The organism is Neobacillus sp. BP17 (assembly GCF_059579525.1).
The window spans coordinates 3,708,386-3,731,579 of record NZ_CM184198.1; the positions used below are offsets into that span (position 1 = coordinate 3,708,386).

Annotated in this window: 21 protein-coding genes; 2 read left to right on the forward strand and 19 right to left on the reverse strand. The window is 38.5% G+C overall.

The genetic code is table 11. The features are described 5' to 3' along the window. Positions 1-15 precede the first annotated feature (15 nt). The 10 genes from AC4QJR_RS17890 to AC4QJR_RS17935 all read right to left on the reverse strand — a co-directional run bounded on the left by AC4QJR_RS17890 (position 16) and on the right by AC4QJR_RS17935 (position 9,465). Positions 16-942: an NAD-dependent epimerase/dehydratase family protein gene (locus AC4QJR_RS17890; protein WP_496523747.1), complete on the reverse strand. Its 927-nt coding sequence runs from the start codon at positions 940-942 to the stop codon at positions 16-18. 98 nt (positions 943-1,040) lie between these two features. Beyond that, complete coding sequence (locus AC4QJR_RS17895; protein ID WP_496523748.1) at positions 1,041-2,111, reverse strand: phosphotransferase; 1,071 nt, start codon at positions 2,109-2,111, stop codon at positions 1,041-1,043. Between the two features lie 28 nt (positions 2,112-2,139). Next, complete coding sequence (locus AC4QJR_RS17900) at positions 2,140-3,321, reverse strand: carboxylate--amine ligase (protein ID WP_496523749.1); 1,182 nt, start codon at positions 3,319-3,321, stop codon at positions 2,140-2,142. A 15-nt stretch (positions 3,322-3,336) separates the two neighbouring features. Further along, positions 3,337-4,629 carry a glycosyltransferase family 4 protein gene (locus AC4QJR_RS17905; RefSeq protein WP_496523750.1) on the reverse strand — a complete coding sequence of 431 codons (1,293 nt, stop codon included), beginning with the start codon at positions 4,627-4,629 and terminating at the stop codon, positions 3,337-3,339. After that, positions 4,626-5,282, reverse strand: a complete 657-nt coding sequence (locus tag AC4QJR_RS17910; RefSeq protein WP_496523751.1) for a PIG-L deacetylase family protein — start codon at positions 5,280-5,282, stop codon at positions 4,626-4,628. The genes AC4QJR_RS17905 and AC4QJR_RS17910 overlap by 4 nt, the downstream gene beginning before the upstream one ends. Positions 5,283-5,509: 227 nt before the next feature. After that, positions 5,510-5,677: a hypothetical protein gene (locus AC4QJR_RS17915; RefSeq protein WP_180230099.1), complete on the reverse strand. Its 168-nt coding sequence runs from the start codon at positions 5,675-5,677 to the stop codon at positions 5,510-5,512. A gap of 256 nt (positions 5,678-5,933) precedes the next feature. Then, a complete protein-coding gene (locus AC4QJR_RS17920) occupies positions 5,934-6,056 on the reverse strand; it encodes a GapA-binding peptide SR1P (RefSeq protein WP_251463149.1) in 123 nt (40 codons plus the stop codon). A gap of 479 nt (positions 6,057-6,535) precedes the next feature. Continuing rightward, positions 6,536-6,991 carry an N-acetyltransferase gene (locus AC4QJR_RS17925; RefSeq protein ID WP_098573775.1) on the reverse strand — a complete coding sequence of 152 codons (456 nt, stop codon included), beginning with the start codon at positions 6,989-6,991 and terminating at the stop codon, positions 6,536-6,538. Positions 6,992-7,178: 187 nt separating this feature from the next. After that, positions 7,179-8,129 (reverse strand): N-acetylmuramoyl-L-alanine amidase family protein, encoded by a 951-nt coding sequence (locus tag AC4QJR_RS17930; protein ID WP_496523752.1) that lies wholly within the window; start codon positions 8,127-8,129, stop codon positions 7,179-7,181. 244 nt (positions 8,130-8,373) lie between these two features. Continuing rightward, entirely contained in the window at positions 8,374-9,465 is a 1,092-nt protein-coding gene (locus AC4QJR_RS17935) for a CotH kinase family protein (RefSeq protein ID WP_496523753.1), read from the reverse strand. A 206-nt stretch (positions 9,466-9,671) separates the two neighbouring features. On the opposite strand from AC4QJR_RS17935, the gene AC4QJR_RS17940 reads away from it, so the two are divergent. After that, entirely contained in the window at positions 9,672-10,115 is a 444-nt protein-coding gene (locus AC4QJR_RS17940) for a CotG/ExsB N-terminal domain-containing protein (protein WP_496523754.1), read from the forward strand. 71 nt (positions 10,116-10,186) lie between these two features. On the opposite strand, the gene AC4QJR_RS17945 is transcribed toward AC4QJR_RS17940, so the two are convergent. Then, positions 10,187-10,909 (reverse strand): DsbA family oxidoreductase, encoded by a 723-nt coding sequence (locus tag AC4QJR_RS17945; protein ID WP_496523755.1) that lies wholly within the window; start codon positions 10,907-10,909, stop codon positions 10,187-10,189. Positions 10,910-11,225: 316 nt separating this feature from the next. On the opposite strand from AC4QJR_RS17945, the gene AC4QJR_RS17950 reads away from it, so the two are divergent. After that, positions 11,226-11,954 (forward strand): hypothetical protein, encoded by a 729-nt coding sequence (locus AC4QJR_RS17950; protein ID WP_496523756.1) that lies wholly within the window; start codon positions 11,226-11,228, stop codon positions 11,952-11,954. A 142-nt stretch (positions 11,955-12,096) separates the two neighbouring features. Here the strand turns inward: AC4QJR_RS17950 and AC4QJR_RS17955 are convergent, their stop codons facing one another. From AC4QJR_RS17955 to AC4QJR_RS17990, 8 genes are all read right to left on the reverse strand, one after another. Further along, on the reverse strand, positions 12,097-12,318 hold the full coding sequence (locus tag AC4QJR_RS17955; protein WP_496523757.1) for a hypothetical protein: 222 nt from the start codon (positions 12,316-12,318) through the stop codon (positions 12,097-12,099). Between the two features lie 86 nt (positions 12,319-12,404). Continuing rightward, the gene (locus tag AC4QJR_RS17960; RefSeq protein ID WP_496523758.1) at positions 12,405-13,127 is read right to left on the reverse strand and encodes a CBS domain-containing protein; all 723 of its coding nucleotides are present in this window, start codon (positions 13,125-13,127) and stop codon (positions 12,405-12,407) included. 79 nt (positions 13,128-13,206) lie between these two features. Beyond that, positions 13,207-14,046: a deoxyribonuclease IV gene (locus AC4QJR_RS17965; protein ID WP_496523759.1), complete on the reverse strand. Its 840-nt coding sequence runs from the start codon at positions 14,044-14,046 to the stop codon at positions 13,207-13,209. A 69-nt stretch (positions 14,047-14,115) separates the two neighbouring features. Then, positions 14,116-15,576: a D-alanyl-D-alanine carboxypeptidase/D-alanyl-D-alanine endopeptidase gene (gene dacB, locus AC4QJR_RS17970; protein ID WP_496523760.1), complete on the reverse strand. Its 1,461-nt coding sequence runs from the start codon at positions 15,574-15,576 to the stop codon at positions 14,116-14,118. A 256-nt stretch (positions 15,577-15,832) separates the two neighbouring features. After that, positions 15,833-17,107, reverse strand: coding sequence for a LysM peptidoglycan-binding domain-containing protein (locus tag AC4QJR_RS17975; RefSeq protein WP_496523761.1), 1,275 nt, complete (start codon positions 17,105-17,107; stop codon positions 15,833-15,835). Between the two features lie 97 nt (positions 17,108-17,204). Continuing rightward, positions 17,205-19,799 (reverse strand): polynucleotide kinase-phosphatase, encoded by a 2,595-nt coding sequence (locus tag AC4QJR_RS17980; protein WP_496523762.1) that lies wholly within the window; start codon positions 19,797-19,799, stop codon positions 17,205-17,207. Next, a complete protein-coding gene (locus AC4QJR_RS17985; protein WP_496523763.1) occupies positions 19,796-21,145 on the reverse strand; it encodes a 3' terminal RNA ribose 2'-O-methyltransferase Hen1 in 1,350 nt (449 codons plus the stop codon). The genes AC4QJR_RS17980 and AC4QJR_RS17985 overlap by 4 nt, the downstream gene beginning before the upstream one ends. A 115-nt stretch (positions 21,146-21,260) precedes the next feature. Next, a complete protein-coding gene (locus AC4QJR_RS17990) occupies positions 21,261-23,123 on the reverse strand; it encodes a M6 family metalloprotease domain-containing protein (RefSeq protein ID WP_496523764.1) in 1,863 nt (620 codons plus the stop codon). Between the last annotated feature and the right edge of the window lie 71 nt (positions 23,124-23,194).

Sequence of the window (23,194 nt, forward strand, 5' to 3'; positions counted from 1 at the left end):
TTATCTCCTTTTATTTCATTCTTCTTTCAATATCCTTTTATAATAGTTTAATGTTTCATTTAATCCTGTTTGCAAATCAAAGTTAGGTTTCCACGACAAAAGATTCACAGCTTCGGTATTATCCAATCGACTATAACGAATATCCCCTTCGCGTTCAGGCATAGGGATAGGTAATAGATTACTATTAGTTAATGAAGTGATTACTTGATATAGTTGGTTAATGCTTGTTTTAGAATTAGTGCCGATATTGAAAATACCATTTGTCCCCTTTTCAATTGACAATACATTGGCACGCGCGACATCTTTCACATACACAAAATCTCTTGTTTGTTCTCCGTCTCCTAATATATATGGGGCTTCACCATTGAGCACTTTCTTCAAAAAGATCGAGATGACCCCGCCTTCCCCAATAGAAGATTGGCGCGGTCCATAAACATTCGCATATCTAAGAATCGTGTAAGGAAGTTGAAAAAGTTGATAAAAGGCCTGAATGTATAGTTCTGAAGAATATTTGCTAATTCCATAAAAGGATTGAGGCTGAACGGGGGACGTTTCCTTTATACTACAATCATCTTTTTCCCCATATACAGCACAAGACGAAGAAAAAATGAATTTTTTAACATTAAACTTTTGTGAGCAGGCTAGCAAACGAATCGTTCCCAGAATATTTTGGTTTGCATCCTCGACTGGATTTTTTATCGAGGAGGCAACATCTACTTGTGCCGCTAAGTGGATCACCACATCCGGTCTTTCTCTTTCAAAAACAGCCTCCATTTTGGGTGAGGAGATGTCCATTTTAATGAATCGAACGTTTGGAGGGACAAATGCTTTATTACCAGACCGTAAATTATCTACTACGATCGGTTCATAACCGGATTGAATTAATAAATCAACAACATGCGAACCAATGAATCCAGCTCCCCCAGTTACGAGCACCTTCATCCAAACTCACTACTCTCTTTAATTAAACTAAGGGAAGATCGTCTAATCTTTTCCATACAACAAACCCCTTTAAATGTTTATAAACTTTGGGTTCTTCATTAATATAACCCCAGTTCTTTGCCCCAAACCTCTATTTTCACGAGATATCTCTTGAGGAGTGTGCTCTTACCTCCATCCAACACCTTTTGCAAATGACTGGAGAGCTTTTTTTCTAAGGTTCTTTGTAAATAGGCTTTTTTAAGAAGGTTTAGTGGATCTTCATTAAATGTTATTCCATATTTTAACATCTCTTCACAATAAACTTGCACGCAATTTCTTCGAATCTCTTCTTCACTCTGCTGCCAATCTGAGCGAAAATCTATTAATAATTCAACTAAAACGACTAAATCATACCAGCATGGATAATGTTTCGCAGACTCCCAATCAATTAAAGTAATTTTCCAATTCTCTACATCATTGGCATTTTCACAACAAATATTATGGACATGGAGGTCGCCATGGATGAGACATTGTCCGGATTCAGTAATTTCAGGAAAAAAAACGGGACCTTTTTTTAATATTTTTTTGATTATTTTATACCTTGGTGCTATCAATTCTGTTAAATTAGGATCTTTCATTGCCCGTTCTAGGTTTTCCTTTGCCTTTTTGATTCCTTTCGTCCTTTCCTTAACCTTTTCCTCGGAATCAAAGTAAGGAAGTGAGGAGTCAAATAGGTCCGCATGCTGTAAAAATCGTTTATCATATGTTATGGCATGAAATTTTGCCACAGTAGGGATAATTTGTTCCAAATGCTTGGGGGCTAATTTTATTTGTCCACGTAACGGCTGTAAGCATTCAGTAAACATCCATGTTTCTTCGCCATTAACGTTCGGTTCCAACCAATACAATTTCGGCATAAACTCTTGATAAATGTTATAGGCTTTTTGATACATATTGATTTCCAACCGATGATTTTCTTTCAGCGGCTGTTTGTATATCTTTAGCACGATGGGAATGAACTCCCGTCCATCTGTTAGAATCAACTTCCAAATACTAGTCTTTTCACGAGTATTTTTAAGGCATTCTATTTTTTCATCTACTAATTTTACTTTTTTATTCATGACTTTTTTTAGCTTTACTTCCCAATCATATTGTTTCCAACAGCTTAAAACTTCTTCTAAACTATTCAAAAAGAATGTTCCCTCCTTCATTTATTATTTATAACTGTCTTCCCCATAAATTTCGCAAATGGGAAACAAAACTTCGAACAAATGGAAGTGGGTCATTCCAAGCAAAAAGAGCCTCAACTTTTTTACCAGATAAGCTCTTTATCCACTCAAAGAATTTCATTTCCCCTTTTTTGTGTTTTTGGCGAAAGGATAGAAAATCCCGAACAAAGTAAACCCATTTGACCCCTTCTTTCTGCTGTGTCACTGGTGTGGGATTTTGCCCGGTAAGGGATAAATAATACAAGTGAGCCAAATTAACCCCACAAGCAATTGATAACGCTTGAGTTAAACCGATTCTTGAATTGATTTCAATAAATTTCAGTTTTCCATCTCTTGGGTCCCGTTTAAATTCGGCAATAGCTAAGCCTTTGAATTCAATATCTTTCAGAAATGTCGTAGCGAGTTGAATGACTTCTTCGTCCCTAATACTAAGTGCAAGGGCTGTTGATCCAAAATGTGGGGGAAATTGATGTAATTTTTGATTCATCCACAAGCCAACTAAATTCATTTTCTCATCAAAAAATGTTTTCACAGAATAAATGCAATCCTCATTACCAGGGATGACTTCCTGAATCATGAGTTCCCCGAATGGGCGATAAAAAAGGTACTCTTCTCTCAATTTAGAAGGCTCTTCAACAACGATTGCTTTTTTATAGAGTCTATGATCGATATTTGTGCGAAAATGGGAGGAATAAACTGGTTTTAAAATGCAAGGGAAGGTAACTTGATCAATAATTTCTTCGAACTGCTCTTCGTTATTAATAGCAAATGTTTTTGGGCATGGCACATTTGATTTAAGCGCCAATTCGTATGTTAGTCTTTTATCCAATACCGCTTCTACCAGGGTGTGTTTTGGTAATAGAAACCTATAATAGTGGGAAAGGACAAATCTGTTTTTTGAAATAAACTGAACAAAGTCATCAGAACCTGCGTACAGGACTGCCTTTTGTCCTACTTTTTGTGCCAGCCTGGTAAGAAATAAAATTAATGCAGGTCCTTCACTAACTGGATTCGGACAAATTCCACAAGTGGCTAATCGAGTTTTACCAATTTCATATTTTCCTTTCGTATCAAAGGCATATACCTTTATTCCGGTTTGCGCTAAACTTCTTACAATTCCTATACCTGTTGCACTAAGATCAAGGACAACAGCAGGAACATCGTGTCGCATGTTGTTCTCCTCCTTTCATAATAATGATTGATAAACTTCTTCAATTTTCCGAACCATTTTATTAACGGTTAAATGTCGTTGTGCATATGCATAGGCATTTTGTGCTAATTCTTCCCTTAATGATTTTTTTTGTAAGAGGAGCAATAACTTGTCTGCAAGTTGCTTGTAGTTAGCAGGTTCAACGATAATTCCTGAATAGTTATCTTCAATAATCTCTGGAATCCCCCCGCAATTGGTTGTAAGGATTGCCTGATTGCTAAACATTGCTTCGATAATGGAGAGCGGCAGTGTATCACTAGTTGTTGGGAGTACAAAAATGTCTGATTCGCTTAACAACTTGGGTATGTCATTTCTGCTCCCTAAAAAGGTAATATTTTTTAATCTCAACTGTTTTACCTGCTTCTCAAGATCCTTTCTCATTTCACCATCGCCGACAATCCTCACTTCTACATTTTTCAGTTTGTTTTTTATTAGCGCTAACGCTTCAAATAAATACTTATGTCCTTTACGAGGACGAAGCCGTGCGATACAAGTTATGACCGTTTTATTCCTGCTTTTCTTCTGAAAATTCCCTACACCAAAATCAATCCCTGTATGAACAGTAGTTATTTTATTATCCGCTGCACCTAAATTTCCTAGAATTGGACGGAAGATATCGCAAAGGACGATTACTTGATTGGCATTTTTTATGGCATGGCTATCAATCGCCCAAAAATAGTTTTGCTCAACCGAACCTTCCTCCATCAAGTTAAACTTTAATCTGTTTTGGGTCATAAATCCGTGAGGTGTAAAAAGAAGAGGTTTTTGAAAGGATTGGTTAAGCATTCCCAGTACATTAGCTGTATATCGATCTTGTGCGTGGATAATATCGTATTGAGACAGATCAAAATTTTTTAACATCATATAATAACTGGATAATTTGCTGATATTGTGTAGAATTTTTTCATTAAAACTGCCATAACGATTAAGAAAAAATTGTTTAAATTCCTCAGAAAAGTGATTGCGTAATTTCTTCATTTCCTCTGGCGAAAAAGAGTTTAATGCTATTACATCGACACTATGTCCTAAATTTTCCAAGCCAATTTTAAGAGTATTGATATATTTCTGCAAACCGCCTATCAATGGATATTCCCAAAATGTTGTGATTAATATTTTTAATTTTTTGTTTGGTATTTTTGTTGTATAGAAGTGCTCCCTTTTTGTTGCTAGTTCTTGTTCAATAGGTTGATCAATTCCGTAATATTGATCCAATGTATAGATTAAATATGGAAAAATGGCTGGCATAAAAGGTTGGTCATTTTCGATCATTTCCATACCCTCCTAATGATTTCAAATGCTTCCCCGTATTCGACCCCAACCGTCATACCTCTGATACGCGCCAAATATCTCACACCATCATAGGAACGTGGATGTGGGAATGGTCTCATTTCTACATCATAATATTGAAGAGATCTGATTTTATCTTCTATGGTATCTGTAATATCCACAAAATAATTAGGTTTGAATTCTTTGTCATTTGTATGCTGACTCCATTCACTCGACGAAACCGTTTCAAAACAAAGAATTTCAACCGGATCTTTTCCAGGCAACGGCCGTGCTGCTGTTAACACTGCCTGAAATAATATTTGGTGGTCACGGTTGGTATCTCCATAATGATGGGTGAATATCATGGCAGGATTATATTTGTCCATCAGGTTCTCAATCGATTTGTTAATTTCAACAAGCGGGATTGTTTCCAGTAATAAATTTGGGAATTCCAGAAATAGAACCTCATCTACACCTAAGTGTTTATTTGCTTTCAACATAAATTCTTGTATATGATGCTCCTCTTCCTTCCGCCCCTTAGCAGCAATCACAGTAATGACTTTATAGCCATGATTAATTAATTTCTTAATGGTACCTCCACTTCCAAGAATCTCATCATCAGGATGAGCGGCAATCACAAGCACATACTTACTCATTAGAAAACCTCAACTCCTGTTAAAATAGTTTTCTTGTAATTATATGTTAATAAGAAGAAGGCGATATGGACAAATATGGTAATAAAGAAAAATAGGCATTTTTGGGAACTCTTGGCTATTTCCTTCTACACTAGATTTTTAATAAAAAAAACATATGCATTCCGCATATGTTCTCTAGAGCTGGATAATTTTTTCAAGTACATTTTCTAAAAAGCAACCCTTTCTCATTAGAACCTCGTTAACCTTTTCATGATGTCTGTTTTTCGTTCCCTATCTTTAATTCTGGTTAAATCTAGCGCATACTCATGTCCTTTATTTTTCGATTTTAAGATTTCTCTTATTGCATTTTTTACACTTTCTTCATCATCTATAACCATAATCACCTTGCGCAGCATTCTTCCCCACCTCTACATTTCATTTATTTTTCTATAAAAGTTTCAAAGCATGCCCTTTTTCAAAAAAGGATATGAAAGCCATCTAGCGGCATCCATAAAACACTGTACAAGATAAAGTATGCAATAATCATTTGCGGTACAACCGAAAACGGATCAAATATAGTTTTTATGATGTTGTAAATACGATTGTTGCAGGAACAATAAAAACCGTTCTCAATATTTGAGAACGGTTTTTATTGTATTAATTTATCTTGAATTATTTAGAAGCCTTCTTTTGTTGTTTATCACAGCAAGTGCATTGTCCGTACAAAGTTGATACTTTCTCATTCTCAAATTGCTCAATTGTGTTATTGCAATTTTGGCATATGATAGTTCCCATTAGAAAAACCCCTTTGTTCGAATTTTATTAGATAGACAATTTTAACCTCTTAAAATGTAAGCGGTTTTTACTTGTTGATATTATAATAGTATATCACATTTAGATTGTCAATCGTAAATTGTATAACACATTTCAAGGAATAATGTCGATTGTTAGGAAACTATAAATTTAAGGTACTGGTGCACAAATTTCAGATAACTTGAAAAGTAGATAACCACAAAGATTAATTTACATCTGTCCCTAGTATCGGCCCCACCTACGCCAAATACGCTGACGGCCACGCATGCCATCCAACCCATTATCTATTATAATAGAAAACGCTTACATTTTCAAACTTTAATTGAATTTTCAGAAAAAATAAAATCTAGAATTTATCATTTCCTACACAACGAAGAAAATGGCACCACATAATGGCACCATTCCTATTTCTCTTGTAAACTGCCAAGTTTAATATCACTTTATGCAACCTATCTGACACCTTACCCCACATACTTAATCATTGCGACTTCATCACAACAATCCAACTTAGGACAATTCATACAATCCACCCACACTTTTTCAGGCAAAGTCTCCCTTGCTACGATCTTAAAGCCACATTTTTTGAAAAACTCTGTTTCGTATGTGAAAGACATTACACGGCTAATTCCAAGTTTCGGTGCATCACTTATAATACGATTAACTAATTTGCGACCAATACCTTTTCCAGCATAATCGGGAGAAACAACCAAAGATCGGATCTCTGCCAGGTCTTGTCCTAAAACATGTAATCCTGCAACCCCTAGTATATTATTATCCTCTTTCATAACATACAAACACTGTATATGTTGATAAAGTGATAAATACGTACGAGGCAATACGGTTCCTTTTTCAGCAAAGATTTGGATTAAATCATAAATATCTTTAACATCACTTGTCACTGCATGGTAAATATCCATTCTGTATCTCCTTTTGTAACATTTATTTATAAAAATACAATTATTTGTATTTTTATTCAATTATATTATAACAAAAAATTTAGGGATTTTAAAACTACTAAACTAATTAAAAAATCGAGGTAACCTCTAATGCGTCGAAAAAAAGGGTGTCAGGCACCGTTAGGTGCCTGACACCCTTTTCTAACACCTATTTATTCCTGTTGGAGTAGTTAATAATCCCATCTGAAATGTTGGTGACTAAGTTGGTAAGGTAGCCCGTGTCGGACAGGTTCTTGTCTTCGCTAGGATTGCTCATAAAGCCCATTTCAATTAACGTACTAGGCACTTTCGACCAATTAAAGCCTGATAGGTCACTGCGAAACGATATCCCATTTACTTTTACAGCTGGATTTTTTTTAGTTTCATCAAGTATAAGCTGGGAAGCCTTTAGACTATCTTGATAAATAGCCTTTGTATATGGATCATCATCAGAAGGAGTTAAGACAGAAAGACCTTTAACACTCCGATTGGTTGATCCATCCGCATGAATCCGCACAAATAAGTCGGCGTGATATTGATTAGCTATTTCGGCTCTTTCTTTGTTACTCATATTCACATCATGGGTTGTTCGGGTATAAATGACTTTTACTCCTCTTTTTTCAAGCAATTTTCCTAAAATTAGCGAGGCCTCTAGCGTTAATTTGTACTCTGGCTTCCCTGTAGCAACTCCAGCCGTTCCACCTGTAACTTTAATTTTGGTTTCTAACGCACCCGGTCCTACAGGCTCCTGTCCCAGGTTAGCCGAACGTTGGTGTCCAGGATCAATGACGACTAAAAAGTCGTTTTGCCCTTCCTCTTTTTCTTCTTCATCCGACGTTTTAATAGTTTTTTGATCTTCTTTACTTAATTCCTGTTTGACAGGTTCTTCGTTCATTTCTGCTCCTGGGTTTTCTTGGCTTTCTGAAGTCAGTTCATTCGTATCAGTTGTTTCTTCCTTAGTTTCTATCGCTGCTGTTTTAACAACTTTTTGTTCCAACTTCACATTCTTCGTTGTTGAGTCATTTCCTCCCTCTTCGATTGGTTGATTGAAGAGAAAGTACACAGGAATCACTGCTAGAAGGATTATGATTGTGATTCCTATTTTTACTGTCTTTGACATTACAACAGAAACTCCTTTCGGCTATTGATCAAATTCATCTTGTCATTTCCAACAATATTTAATGGGCCACAATCATATTATGGGGCCGAGCCATCTTTAATAACATATTATTGAGTAAAATTCCGAATAATTACAGATAGTATTATATTTCGACAAACTCTTTATGAAATCCTACATTTCTAATTTTGAACCACGATAAAAATAACCACCTAGCAAGTAGATGGCTCCTTTTCCTCTGAACATTTCAATTTAGCGCTGCTAATTTCCTGGATAAGTATTTTCTTCTTTCCTCGATATATTTCGTGATGACCGATAATTCCTGGTCGAATTTATCCATATCTTGTTTTTTATATGGGTCCTCTAAGACATAGGGACGAATCAATTGTGAGAGTTTTTCCGCCTTCGGAATCATATGTCCTATTGTAAATTGCTGCTCCATTATCTCCTTTAGGAGCCGTTGATATTGCTTTCTATAGGTATCCACATATAATAATCGCGCAGTTAATGTATTAAAACCATCAATCGGAACATAATCAGACTCCATCGTTTTCCCATTGACATCCCGGCCCCATGTCGCATCATAGTCCCACGGTATAATCTCAAAAAGGCGTGTTTCACCATTCCTATAAAGGGCATAGTTATGAACAAACCCATCATAGTTTGATGTAAAAATAACACCAGCCACCCAACGGAGATATTTATCAATATCTACAAATTTATGAATTTCTTTTTCGAATTCACTTTTTGAAAATGTATTGATATTAAAGATAAATTCCTGCAAGTAAAAATCATCTTCTGGCGGACCAAATTTTCTTTCATAGCCTAATCGTAGGGACTTTTTTGTTTCTTTGTCCAAATCGCTCATTAGTGAGAAGTTGGCGTCCCCATCAACGGCATAAAAGATACTCCCTTTCGGTAAGTCCCTTCTTGTTAAAAAATTCTCATCCACACTCTCAATTTCCAAATAGACCCCTTCAGCTTTCCCATTCAGATTCAAAAAGATATGATGCGATTGAGGTGATAAAACACCTAGCTCCGCAAAGAAATCAAATGATAGTTTGTTTCTAATAAATGAAGGATCCTTAAATTCCGCATTCAAATGAATATGTTTAGAACCTCTGAAGGTTTTTGGTTTGTAGAAGGAAACCTGGTATGACTTTTTCGAAAAATCACGGATATGTGATCCTCGATAGGCAATATCAATATCGAGCCGTTTCCCTTCAATTGTTAACTGGGCTGGTATTGGGTCATCAATCCAAATGTCTCTTCTTAGTTCCCGCAGGTCGATGGGTCTAATAAATAGTTTGTATTGCGGTAGTAGTGCTGTCTCGTCCATTATTATATTCCTCCCTCCTATATTCGTATGAGAATTGTAGGAAGGAGGTCCCCGGTTGGACAGCTTTTTTTTCATTGATAGGCCTTTTTCTCACTCAAATGTACCTGTACACACGTAATTTATTAGAAGAAGAGAGAGTTTCTTGGACAAATTTGTCAATCAGATATGTACTCCCTTTTCAAGCTTAAAGGAGGTGCTAAGTTACTATGAGCGATTTTTCAGCTGAAGATATTGAAAGAGCGGCAGATGAAGTAAGACGAGGCGAATTTTGGGACTTTATGTTCCGTGACCCTAGTCAAGACCGTCGCACTACACGAAGAAGGACATCTAGACGTAGAACATCCAGACAGCAAATGACATCACGGATGAGCACATCTAATCGTAATACATCAAGAAATCGTAATACATCAAGAAATCGTAATACTTCAAGAAACCGGAATACTTCTAGAAATCGTAATACTTCAAGAAACCGAAATACATCACGCCGAAATACTTCGAGAAGAAATACTTCCAGAAGGTGTACCTCAAGACGAAGAACTTCTAGATGCTGCAGATGGACAGGATGGCGTCGAGGTTATAGATGCAATTCTATCATAAATCGTTGTTGGAAAGATGGCAACATGTGGAATTTAAGAGTCCGCAGCCGCTAATAAGGTCTTTATAAAATAAAATGGGAAAGGAAACTTGTCTTCCTTTCCCATCCTTATTTATGAAACAATCTCTACTTTTTCTCTGGAATAACACAATTGCCATCCGCACAACTAACATCTTCCTCGGTTGAAAGTTCTTGCAGAACTGGAACCGGAGACTCTTCTTCCCAAACTTTTTGCAACGCTCCGATAAAGGTTTCTGTAGGTTGGGCACCTGAAATTGCATATTTTTGATTAATGACGAAGTACGGTACCCCGCGAACACCATACTGCTGGGCAAGGGATTCATCATTGCGGACATCAACCGCAAATGCATTTTTATCATTTAAGACATTCAATACTTCTTGTCGATTTAAACCAGCCTCTTCAGCAATATCCGCAAGTGTTTCAATTTCCCCGATATGCTTCGACTCTGTAAAATAGGCACGGAGAAGTTTTTCTGAGACGAGCGCTTCTTTTCCTTGTGTTTCTGCAAATTTGGCCAAACGGTGGGCATCAAATGTATTCGTTGGCTTCATTTCATCAAAATTAAACGTCAAGCCAACAGTGGCTGCCTGCTGACCGACCCCCTGATTCGCTTGTTTCGCTTGCTCCAAACTCATCCCGTATTTATGTGCCAACACTTCATGAATACTTTGATCAATCTTTTTAGGCGAATTTGGGTCAAGCTCAAAACTTTTGAATTCTACTTCTACTTGATCCTTGTGAGGAAATTGATCCAAAGCTAATTCTAATCGGCGTTTTCCTATATAACAAAACGGACATACATAATCAGACCAAACTTCAATTTTCATTTCGGCACCTCCATTTCTTCTGATAAGTTATATAGTACCACAAGGCAAGTGAAATCCAATTCATGATGCTCACTGAAATAGTTTGGGGATTGTTAAATGGGTCACTTGAGGATATGCAAAAAATAATGCCTCAAGTAGTTGATCATCAACGGTTAAAGGGAAAATGTAGCAAGCGACAAAATCGTCGTTCCATTTTGTGAAAGAGAGTAAAAGCAGTGGCTGAAGAAGAATATACATTCAAATTATAAGAAAAGAATAAATCGTTCAAATTTGGTAATAATAACCTCGGGTTAACATAGAAAGGATGGGATGTTTGATGTCGTTAGAATGGTTTGACAGGGTATGTGGAGAACTGCAAGAACACCTGGAATCTATTTGTGAAGAATATGATCAGGTTGGTCAAATGACCGTTGAAAGAGCTGCCAAACATCCGAGGATTGAGTTTTATGTCGATACCGCAGATGTTGATACGGAAGAGTTGGAGCGTGATTATTTCTGCTCATTGTTCTTTGATCCTCAAAACGAGGAGTTTTACATCGATACCTTCGATGTGGACACCGGACATACGGCGAAGGTCATCCTTTCAGATATAGAGGACATTATCGAGGAAGTTCACGCCAGTCTGCATGATTATATGAACGGCGATGACCATTATACAGATGATGGGGTCTATCTTCAGACTTCCGAGGTCTATGATGAGGATGATGGTGAGATTGAAACCGTTTATGTGGATGATGACGACGAAGAAGAGTATTACGAAGCGGAACAAGTCAAGAGTGACGACATCTTTGAGGAAATTGATGTAGATTGGTCTACACCGGAGGTAACAGCCTTTAAACATGAAGATGAAGTCGAAGTCACCTATCAATTCGGATTGGTTCAAGCCACTGGTGACGGTGTCCTCAAACGTGTTAATCGAATCTGGACAACTGATGATGAATTAATTAAAGATGAATCCCATTTTATTTTTAGCAAAGAAGAAGCAACCACCATCATCGCCATGATTGCCTCGCATATGGATCAATTAAGTGAGTTTGAATTTTAAGCTAAGTTGCACGAGCATACCTGCAGGTGTGCTCGTTATTGCTCAATTCTAGTTGATTGATTGTAACCTTTTCGATCCGATCATTGAAGGGGTAACACAGCCGATAAATAAAAGCTCTCCCTTTTAAGGAGAACCTTAACTGTTATTCCATAATGATCCCTTTTTGATAATCCTGCATAAACGTCTCAACCGTTTCTTTAGCTGCCTCGTTTGATTCAAACACTTGGACAAGGATTTCATTTCGATTGTCGACAGACAAAATATTAACATCATTGAACCGATTGACTTCCATTTGCACTCTTAAATCTTCCGCTATACTGTTCGCTTGAAATTGCTCATTGATGAGAAATCGGTAATTTCGCATAAATTCACCCTTCCCTTTTGAAAGAATACCATCTACACTAGTTTTTCCGATATCGATTGAATTTATTGATTTCAAGCGAGAGAAGATTACTCTACTGTGTAATCTATTTGTATTAAATCCCATGGGGTAATCATACCCAATGGTGCCTCATCCATTTTCCCATTCTCAGTGATGATTACACCTTCGATCTTTCGTTTTTTCTTATGTGCTTTTTCAAAAATATTTTCAATCTCAAAGATATTAATTTCTTTGGAAACTATTTCCAATGGATATTCTTTCTCATAGTTCATGATTTCTGCCACTTGGATATCAGCAAAATTAACTAGACCACTCTCCAGATTTTGTGCCATCCATTTCACAATTGAACTTGAGGTAAGTAAGCCCATACATTTTTTGTTTTTATAGACTGGAAACTTAGAATAACCATACTGTTTAATTGCGGCGGTTACTTTTAAGATACTGTCGTGATAATCAAAGAACACCACTTTCTTCGTAGCAATCGATAGTGCATAATTAGGTCGGTTAAACACATTAGCGATTTTTTCAATATGAGAAACAACCTTTGCATTGGGCTCCGCAATATAAAAGCCAATTTCCATTTTCTCGTGCACAATGGCGTTCCGAAGCCGAGCATATTGCTCTAAGTCTTTTTTATACGTTTCAATCATTTGATATTTTTTTGCGCCAACCTTCACGAGGACGACGAATCTATCATCATTTATTTGAACGATATCCCGCAACGCATCATGTACTTGGTTAAAAGCTACTTCAAAACGTTCAGAAAGAAGCTGTCCTTGTTTTTTATTCATATTCTTTTGCTCTCCCACGGAATAACTATTTATCATTATATTTATAGTAAAATTAATACTTCAAATTTTCAAGAAATTATTACCCCCACTTTTGCTTGAGCATTTCAATTTCTTCTCTATGAGTCATACCTTCATCATCAGGAGTTTCTAGGACTAAGGGGATTCCCTTAAAAACAGGTGATGTTATTAGTTCCATTAATTGATGGGCTTGGATCAGGCCATTCGTGTGGAAAATGTTTGCGTGCCGATCTTTCTTTGAGCCTGTTGGGTATTTCGAGTTATTTAAATGAATGGCCTTTAACTCGGCATAGTATCCTAAACTTTCCCCTTTTTCGAGCAGATCACCTGAATTTTCCCCTGTCCAAAGGCCGCTCGCAAAGGCATGGCAGGTATCGAGGCAAAAACCAATCTTTTCCGGATAATCACATAGATTTCTAATTTGGACCAGTTCCTCAAAGGTTGTTCCTAAAGCTCCTTTTGTACCAGCATTATTCTCTAACAGTATCAAACAGTCTCCATCCCACTGACTGAGTACTCCATTTAACATCGCAAGCATTAAATGATAACTTGCTAGTGGATCAGTTTGGCTAATTTGGCTTCCATAATGGACCACGACCCCAATGGACCCACAGGCATTGGCAATTTCTAAATCATTTAAAAGGGAAGAGATTGTTAATTTCCGCTTGTCCTCGGAAGGTGTTAAACTTGTGGAATATGGTGTATGAGCAATCGATTGAAGTTGATGCTGTTTGCAAAATTGTTTACAGTTTTTCGCATCTTCTCGGTCGAAATCCTTAATGGAAAGGCTTCTCGGGTTTTTCGGAAAATATTGAAAAGCGGATGCATCGTTTGCAACCGCTTGTTTTGCTGCTCCTAAATATCCGTTTCTAATGCTAACATGACTGCCATAGATCATCATTGAGTCTCCATCCGTACTTTTTACAAATAGGGTTTGTTGAGCATGACTATTCTATTCGAATTAGGTTAATTATTGATTGGCTATTATAGTTAGCATACGATCCTCTACCTTTTTCCCTTTAGTATCTTCAAGTAAATTATTTAATAGAATCGAAAAGATTAAGGTTTGTCCACTTTTCGTTTTTATGTATCCTGATATAGAACTCACCGTAGAGATGGTTCCTGTTTTTGCCTTTACCCTTCCTCGGACAAGAGGATCTTTTAAGCGATTTCTTAAGGTCCCGCCTTCCATCTTTCCAGGTGCCCCAGCGACTGGTAATGACTGAAGATAGCTCGAAAACCACTTTTCTTTCTGCACGGCAAACAACAGTTGCGTTAGTTGGTTTGCTGGTATCAGATTGACATGCGAAACACCGGACCCATCTCGCAGCACCAATGTTTTGGGGTTAACCCCAAATTTGACTAATTCGGAATTTAATACTTTCAATCCGTTTTCCCAACTCCCTTTTCCCTTCACAACCTTGCCCATTTCCTTCATTAATATTTCCGCATGGACGTTGTTGCTCAGTTTCATAAAAGGAACAATTAATTCAGATAATGGTATCGAATGATAGGTTGTAAACATTTTTGCGGTGTCAGGCACCATTCCTGTTTTTAGTTTTCCATTCACTTGAATTCCGTGTTCTGTTAACGATTGTTTTAATAGGGACATGGCATATTTTGTTGGATCCCAGACACCAATCCAGTCCTGTTCCGGATTTGCCTTCATTGGGATTGTTCCTTTGATGGTGATGGCATTTTTTGCGTGTACCCGCTCGACCGTGATATTCCTTTTATCTTCCTCTGAACCAGTGACGGCATGATTGACGATTTTTAGATAATTGGTTATAGGGGTCATTTTCACGATTGGCTTCTCACCTTTTCTCGTTGCAGGTTGTACAACTACTTTGACAGATCCAGCATCAAAGTCTTTGGTTGGTGACGCCGTTAGTGCCGAAATCTGTGCCCCATAATGGGTGGTTTCGTCGCTCCAGGGCAGGTCGAGTGAATAGCGGACACCATCATACCAGGTATCATCGCCGACGATATTTCCGTTTATTTTTTTGATGCCATGTTTTTTGATTTCAACAGCTATTTGATCAAAATCGGATTTCAATAATGTTGGGTCGCCCTTCCCTTTTAAATAGAGATTTCCGTTGAGAGTTTTCTTTTTCAACGCGCCATCTGTATATATCTCCGTCGTGAACGTGTAATCTTCTCCAAGGATATGCAGGGCGGCAGCGGCAGTTAATAGCTTCATGTTCGAAGCGGGTCTTAAGCGGACATCGCCTTGATGGGAATAGATGATTTTTCCATCTTCAGCAGAACGGATACTAACCCCAGCAATGGCCCCCTTTAATGCTGGCTCGTTATTGATTAGTTGATCCATCTGTTGGACCATTTTTTCGTGCCTATACATGGCATTTACTTTTATTGAAGATGGAATCATCAATATTAAAATAAGAATGTAATATTTAAATCTTTTGCTCAAGCTTTGCTACCAGCCTTTCCTTTTTCCTAAAAGTTTGTCCGAAAAAAACAAATAATATCATCAATGCCCTTTTTAATAGGACAACCGTTAGATTTCCAGAATATGTCTAATTGTACTAAACCCTTTGAAAACGGTACAAAACACCCAATATTTTGTACAAAAGGCAGTAAAATTTCCACAAAACTATCCCAAAATTGTACAAAACCACCTTAAAATTAAACAAAAGCCAAATTCCCTCACCAAACGTAGTGTAATTTTACACCATTCTCCTCACCACATTAAAATTTTTTCTAAGATATGCCCAATTCTGAGGTGCCGGTAAGCTAATTTGCCAAAAAGTCGTGCCCGCTAATCGATAAATACCCATTAAGTTATACTTTTCTATATAACTGCGAATATCTTCAAACCAAACGATATGTTCCTTCCCACCAGGCCAGTAGCGATACCATGGTGCTTTCGCTGTAGCATCAAATTCAATCGGTTCGCCAACAGCAATCGCTTGATTTTGTGCAGCATTTACAGATAGGGCACGTGTTTGATTCGTCCCAACAACCTTGTCATACCCATACAACGCCAACGCGATTTGTAACTTACGAGGATTAATCTGCGTAAGTGAGTATTGAATGACTTGCTCCAGCCACGGAATCGGGGCAATTGGATCAGGAGGTCCTCCAGGGTAACCATAATCCATTGTCATCACGGCAAGTAAATCAACTACATTACCAATCCCAGCATAATCGTATGCACCGATAATTCGATTTGTCGGTATATCAGCTGTTTTCGCATGAACATTTACATGTAATATCAATTGTCCTAAACTACTTTTTAATGCCGTAAGAAACAATATAAAGTCATTCCGTCGTGCAGGAGGAATAAATTCAAAGTCAATACTAACGCCGCCAAACCCACGTTGTTTCGTTAAATTCACAATACTTGCCACTAGATTGGCACGATATGTTGGATTTTCGAGCACCCTTCCAGCCAACTCCGCACTAAAATCTGCTCCCACCAAATTTCTAATCATCATCAATGGGACGACCTTCAATTGATTGCTTCTAGCAACTATGGCTGAATCCTCGACCATCTTAAAAGCATATCCCTCCTTTGTAAAAGAATAAGCGACCACTGCCAAATAAGTAAGTTGCCCCGCAATAGAATTCAAGGTTGCCAGATTTGCAGCTACGGAGGAAGGTACTAAAAATCCAAGGGTTGCTAGATCCGATTTCATCGGAGATGGCACATTGATGGTTTGACCTATTAACAATTGAGTTGGATTCAAACCGGGATTTGCGGCCAGAATGTCTGCCGGATGACTGTTAAATTGCTTAGCTATATTCCAGATATGATCGCCGGCTTTAATTCGATACGCGTGAAGTGGAGGCAGATGATCCGGGAGATATAATGCAAGCCCTGGAGTGAGTGCATTAGATGATGGCAATCCATTCAGTGCGACAATCGTTTGGGTCGATACACCATACTTTGTGGAAATCTTCCATAAATTTTCACCAGCAGCCACAATATGAACAGCCATGTTCTCACACTCCTTTTTTACTATCATATGGGCATGAGATGTTAAGTTATTACATAGAAAAAGCGAACTTGCAATAGACAAGTTCGCCCTTTTGTACCTATAATCGTGGATCAATTGGATCCGATTCCAACGCGAGAACCCCAAACACACATTCATGGTAGCGGTCCAATGATTCCCTCCCAACAAAGCGCCTCACTGCTTCCATACCTAAGGAAAACTCCTTTAAGGCATTGCGTTGTTTCTTTCCAGTATTTCTTTGTTTAAGCCGGGTCAAATTTTCTGGTTGTAAATAATCAATGCCGTAGATAATATGCAAATACTTACGGCCTCTGACTTTAATAGCCGGTTGGACCAGCTTACCTTTATGACGGGCCACAAAGACTTTCGGTTTAACAACAAAGCCTTCATGCCCTTCTTCAGTCATTTCTTCCCACCAAACGATTGCCGCCTTCATGGAGTCCTCGTCGGTCACAATCCGATATTCCGTTTCCATAAACAAATCAGAAAGGACACTGAATTCTTTATTTTTCTCCATATGCCAGGTATGCGGTTTATCGAAAAATGTTTCATTACTATGAGCTAGAGTATGAAAAGGAGCAATTTGAATGCCTGCTAACCCTTCTGTGTCCCAGCAATACTTTTGATACACATCGTTAAACACTTTTGCATTGTGAATCTTTTCATCCGTTTCCAAGAGCCAACTGGCCACATCCTTGCCGTTAGCAGCGGCTTTCTCCAGTTGTTCTTTTAATTTATTGCGATCGAGTAACGCCATTTCGCCCACATGTGCATATTGATTCATGATTAGTTCTTTTGCTTTTAGATTCCAAGGCAGGATCTCAGCATCCATTAGGACAAAATCTGTGTTGTATGTTTCAAAATAACTTTTTAAATCGGCATGCAGAGTTTGTAAAATTTGTGCCTCCAGCTCTTTTTTGAAAAAGGCCCGGCCAGTCCGCGTATAAATCGAACCTAATGTTTCTCTGCCGATATACTCTTTGGCTGCTTCCTTATGTTTAAAAAGAAGTAAAATGCCGCGGCTGCCCATATGTTTTTTCTCCACAATCATCGTATCAATGCCATTTGCCTGATAGTAGTCAAACGCTTCTTGCGGGTGCTCTAAGTATCCCGCTAAATTCGAAGGTTTCGGAGTTGGGCTCATTGTCGGTGGTAAATAGACAATCTCCTCAAGCGGCAGGGTGTAATGAGAAAAGTCGTCCAAGGCGGATTTGGCCACATCCTTATGAATAGCGATCTCCCCATACTGTTCGGTTAACACCGAGAACCCATTAATTAACTTACCTAAATTAGGAGGGGCAAGCCGCATTTGTTCCCATTCCTTAATTGGGTTGTCAGGAACATTAGCATAATCCTGTTTAGCGGCCACAGAAACAAACTGTTTTTCTGGAAAACGATAGGCGGTTAGCCTCCCGCCAAATACCACTCCTTGGTCAATGTTAAGTGTGTTATTTACCAATAGTGGCTGCGGCTTTGGATCATGACCCCAAATAATTAATTCTTGTGATCTGTGATCAATGGTCCAGTCTTTTCGCCGCGGCTTGCCATTTTCATCAATCCCCTCTGAATCTCCGTACCGGCAAAAATCAGAAATGCGCTGCGATTGTTTGCCAATATACCCATCTCTTATGCCTGCATGTGTTGCGACCGCCACGTTTACACCATTTTTTTGGATAACCAAATGCGATTTCGAAGCAAGGAGAAGTTCCTTTAATTCTGCTCTTAATTGCTCAGTAGCTTCTTTACCTAATTCGCGCTCATACTCAATAAATTCAGCTTCGACTTTCTCATCACCATGTGCCAGGTTCACCTTTCGACCATCCAGCCAGCGGGCAATTTTCCAGCCATGGTTGCTATCTATCATGTAGGCAATGCCAGCATCTACATGTTTTTTGAAAAATTGCATAGTTTCCAGCGACCTTGGTCCACGGCTCATGACATCACCAAGTGAAAGGATTCTCCTTCCCTCAGGATGATGGAACAAGCCCTCCTCGTTTTCCTCATAGCCCAGCTTAGTTATCAATTCAATAAACTCTTCAAAACAGCCATGAATATCCCCAATAAAATCAATGCCATTACCCACATCGATGAATAAAGGATTCGCAAGTCGCCCTATATCCAAAGCCTCAAGTTCCGGTTCATCTAAAATATAGGTCCGGTGGAAGCCTTCCTTCTTAATAAACCTAAGCGTTCGCTTGAAGTGCTGGTATTGCTGTTTGAGCCGATTCTTCCCGCGTGGAAAATCCCGCTCCTTATCACGAGAAAGGATTTCTTTTTCCGTTAAATTAAACACAATCGCGATGACGGGGACATGATATTTCTTACCTAGACGAAGATAACGCTCACGATCCTCTTCTTTTAAGTGTGTCGCATCAATTATTGATAGTTTATTTAAACGGCACCGCTTCCCAATTAAATATTCCATCGCATCAAATGCTTCATTTGAAATCCGGTAGTATTCATCAAATAGGGCATCCGCTTCATCCTTTGGACGCTGATTCCAGTTGATAAATTCTACATCACTGACGAGCACCCGGAATTGATCAGAACTGACAACTTCCGAAGCTAGAATCTTCTTTTCATGGACGAGTCGGTTTAATAACGTGGTTTTGCCGCTATTCGAAGGTCCGACAAAAAGGACAATGCCTGCATAGGGTAAGTGGATTTTGGTCATGATTGCCCCTCCTCTCTTGAAAAAATAGCCATCTGGGTCGGTTGACCAAAATTTGGATGTTCTTCTCCAATCCCTTGAAAATGTACTTGATAAGGATAGGAACTTGCCCAAGTTTCACATTTCCCCGTAAACTCTGCCCTTGTCCATTCAAAGCGGTGATCATGATGTCTCATTGCCTCATCCATATCATAAACCTCATTATATTCTTGATTCGGTGTCGTCACGATCAATACTTCTGGTCGATAGTCTTTAAAAATCGTCTCAAAAATCCTTGGTAACCGATATTCATCAATATGTTCAATCACTTCACAAAGAATCATGACATCTTTGTTGAGAAGGCGTTCATCATAATAAAATAGCGAACCTGCTAATAACTGAGGCTCCACAAATCCACGTTTTTCTTTTGCTTGATCAAATCGGTCTAATGCCTTTAACCGAGCTCGATTCGATGGCTCGACTGAAAGAATTTCCTGCACCCCTTCAATAAATCCTAACTTAACTGATAACTTTCCTTCCCCAGCACCTAAGTCAACAATGGTTTGTTTTTTGGTCAAAGCTTCAACATATTTAATAATCGCTTCGTAGCGAAGATCATTTAAACGTATTTTCGGCGGCTCGTTTCCCTCCTCTTTTTTCGTTTCTTTTTCATAGAACTTTGACTGTGAAATCATTTTTTGGAACCGTAAAGAACGATTTAATATCAACAACTTTTGTGGGTGGTTCTCTAACCAGCCTTCACCGTATCGGTCAAACTTCTCTAGTTCTCGTTCATCAATAAAATAATGTTTATAGTTATCGATAACCGGAATCAGAATCGAAAGTTGTTTGAGTGCATTCTGAAGTGTTTGTTTCCCTAAAAGGGTGATAAACCTTGCTGAGCTTTTTTCACGGATAAAACTTTCTCCATATTCTATGTTGACTGCATAACCGATTGGTGCAAATAACGCTTCCAGCTCACGGTTGCTTAAATCCGTGGCCACCGGACCAAAAGATAATTCCATGTCAAAGGGATGTTCGACCCATGAGGCATATTCCTCCTTCGGTTTTCCATTTAAGGCAGTCCCCAATGCTTTTCGAATGGAGGTAACAAAGATACTGCTTGCTGCAAACTCGCGGTCATTTATGTAGTGAGTAATATCATATAAATCGGATGTATTCTTAACCAAATCAATCGGGTCTGTTTTTACAAAAATGATGAACTGTACTTCTTCGCTAGAAAAAGTTGGATAAACCAGGCGGACGGTTAGCCCTTTTTCTCCGCGTTCATAAAGATTATTTGGATTCTTGGCTAGAAGATAAGAAACAGCTTCTGCTCCTGGGCCTCTAACCGTTATGGATAGCTGCAATTTTCACACCACTTTCATGGTTCTATATTTTTAAGTCATATTTTATCACAATTTCCCAAAAATGGAATTAAGGGAAAAATTAAAACCCGAGTTCCAAAGGAACCCGGGCTGACCTTTACTTACTAGATTCATTAAAGTTATAGAAGAATTTTGCTGTAATTGAGCCATCCTTGTTTTCTTTAATATCGGTTACATGGATGCCGGAATCGGCAGGTGTCGAACTATAGCCTTTCCAGAAATAGTAGGAACCAGTATGAACATTCCCGGAAACAGGAGTAAGATTGCTGCCTGTTTTAAAGAAGTCTCCGGCATTTCCACGGTTCACATTCTTTTCAAGCTCATACTTACCATCCGCTTGTAAGATAGATAATCCGTAGTGTGTGACAATATCGCCATTGCTAGCTGTTTGTGATTGATTGAACTGGAAGCGCTTATTCATCCAGTTTTCCACATTATTCGGACGGAAGCCAGCTGTTTGATAGAGTGATAGAACATTTTCATCGACATGCCAAGCTACTAGTCCATGAGCATCTGCACCCTCACGAATTAACCCTTTGTTAAAACCTTTCTGCTGAACATTTTCAAATAAGAAATATTCAGTACCGTTAGATCCAGGCACTTCCATCTTCACAATTCCATTTTCTGCAGTGGCCGCATTGACCGGTGGCAATGTAATTGTTTTAATACCATCAGTAGGCTTAACTTCTTTTGGTGAAGCCCAGCCAAGGAAAATTTTTGAATATGGATCAAAATGGACTGGCGAGTTACCAGAGTATGCAGCGGCATCTGGATATCTCATCCAAGAACCACCTGCCATCATGGAGTAGTTACCAACACCCTCTGATGTGTAAACCGTATCATAGAAATCGGGAAGACCTAAGGCATGTCCAAATTCATGGGCAAATACACCAGGCTGTCCAGGGAATGGACCTGTTTTCGATGCTTCGTCATAACCGCCGGTTGCTTCATTGTATCCGGCAACGTTACCACCGATTTCCGGCTGGATATTGTAATTATCTACATAAACACCGTCAAAAGTGTGGTCCTCAACAAACTTTGAATACCATGTATTCCACTCTTCATCGGTTTCAACGCCGTCTTGGTTTAAATCCGCTGCAGGTTTCCCTGTTTCATAATACTTTCCGTAATATGAAGCACTTAGCGCATTCCATTTATGCGACCAAATTTGGGCAGGGTCTGCACTAAATTCTGCTCCTGTTCCTTCATGAACGATAAATACGTTTGGAACTTCTCCATCAACAGCATATTTTGAAAAATCTACTACACTATCTGCTGCTTTAAATAGGTCTGTCACTAATTCACCATTATGGGCATCTCCATTAACGTTGCCATATTTATACTTACCATTTTCAGCGTACTTACCTTCTTGATCTAGATAGTAGGAAGCCCCTTTTGGAAGTTCGACCCAAACAAGATCGGTATTATCTTTCTTTACTAGTGTCACTTTTCCATAACTAGATTCCTTGTAAATATTTTGCATTGTACTATTTGTTGGTGCTTTTACCCCATTAAATTCAGCGTACTGCTTGAATTCATCTAATTGGTATGGATCATAATGATCACCAAAAATCAAATCCTCAAAATATTTGGCTGGTACTTGTCCTGGTACATCCCCCTTTGGCTCATCTCCATCTTTGAACTTTGCCAAAATTACTAGAACCGGTACATTTCCAGTTGCTTTTTGATTTACAACATGGTTATCCCCAGCCTGCTGAAATTTCGTCCCCTTATTGTTTGCTACTTTCTCAGCAGGATCTACTTTTGATAGATCTTTCCCTAATTCCTTTGCCTTAGCTGCTAATTCGGGGGATGCCCCAACATAATGAGCAAGACTCAAATCATATGTACTTTGTGCTTTAGTTACCTTAGGCTGCAAATCGGTAGATTGATAGCCAGTTAGGGTAAGACTACCAGCTAACGCTAAGGCAAATGCAGATTTTGATAGGACTTTTAACAAGAACAGCACCCCTTTTATTTTTGTAGAATTCTAATTTATCAGAATAATCAACCTACTAAAAGCTGCGATAT